The organism is Verminephrobacter aporrectodeae subsp. tuberculatae At4 (genome assembly GCF_000193225.1).
In the GTDB taxonomy this organism is placed as follows: Bacteria; Pseudomonadota; Gammaproteobacteria; order Burkholderiales; family Burkholderiaceae_C; genus Acidovorax; species Acidovorax aporrectodeae.
Genome location: NZ_AFAL01001054.1, coordinates 1 through 1221 on the forward strand (window position 1 = coordinate 1; position 1221 = coordinate 1221).

A 1221-nucleotide genomic window follows, 5' to 3' on the forward strand; every position below is an offset into this window, starting at 1 on the left:
CGGCACGCTGACCCCGGCAAGCAACACCACGGCGCACTACAACGTCATCAGCGTGAACAACCTCAGCGGTGTGACGGACGCGGACGGCAACACCGCCACCGGCCGCTATTTCACGAGCATGCCCTACACCGTTGACACCCAGGCGCCCACGCTGACCCGCATCACGGTCAGCGACAACAACCTGACGGCCGGCGAAACCACCACCGTCACTGCTACCTTCGACGAACAGGTCACAGGCTTCAACAAGAACCACCTGAGCGTTCCCAACGGCACGCTCGGCAACCTGTACAGCATCGACGGCGGCCGGACTTGGACTGGCACGCTGACCCCGACGGCCAACGTCACGGACGCGAGCAACGCCATCAGCGTGAACAACCTCAGCGGCGTGAAAGACTGGGCCGGCAACGCCGCCACGGGCAGTCCGTCCAGCAACAACTATGAGGTCAACGCCACCGACACCGAGGCGCCCGTACTCAGAGGCGCCACGGTCAACGGCAAGCGCCTGGTGCTGAGCTACACCGAAGCGACCACCCTGGACGCCACGCACACGGCGGACAAGGGGGCCTTTGCGGTGCTCGTTGATGGCACGGCGAACGCCGTCACCGCTGTCACCGTGGACGCCACGGCCAAGACCGTGACGCTGACCCTGACGACCGCCGTGACCTCCGGCCAGCGCGTCACCGTCTCCTACACCGACCCGACGACCGGCAACGACGTCAACGTCACGCAGGACGCAGCGGGCAACGACGCGGCCAGCTTCGCCGCCCGGTCGGTGACGAATTACACGCCCTCCACCAACTACCCCGGCAACCCATACGACCGCACGGCGCCCTGGCTGACGCGCATCGATATCGACGACCGCGCCCTCAAGGTTGGCGAGACCGCTACCGTCACCATCACCTTCAGCAAAGCGGTGAGCGGCCTGACCAAGGAGCACCTGAGCGTTCCCAACGGCACGTTGAGCGAACTGAGCAGCGCCGACGGCGGCCGGACCTGGACCGGCACGCTGACCCCGGCGAGCGACACCACGGCGCGCTACAACGTCATCAGCGTGAACAATCTCAGCGGCGTGACGGACGCGGACGGCAACACCGCCACCGGCCACTATTCCACGAGCTGGCCCTACGCCGTGGACACCAAGGCGCCCGCGCTGACCCGCATCACGGTCAGCGACAGCCAGCTCACGGCCGGTAAAACCACCACCGTCACCTTCACCTTCGA

Annotated in this window: 1 protein-coding gene; it reads left to right on the forward strand. The window is 66.4% G+C overall.

The features are described from left to right. On the forward strand, nucleotides 1-1221 hold a 1221-nt coding region (locus tag VTU_RS35345; protein ID WP_010110712.1), incomplete at both ends, for an Ig-like domain-containing protein.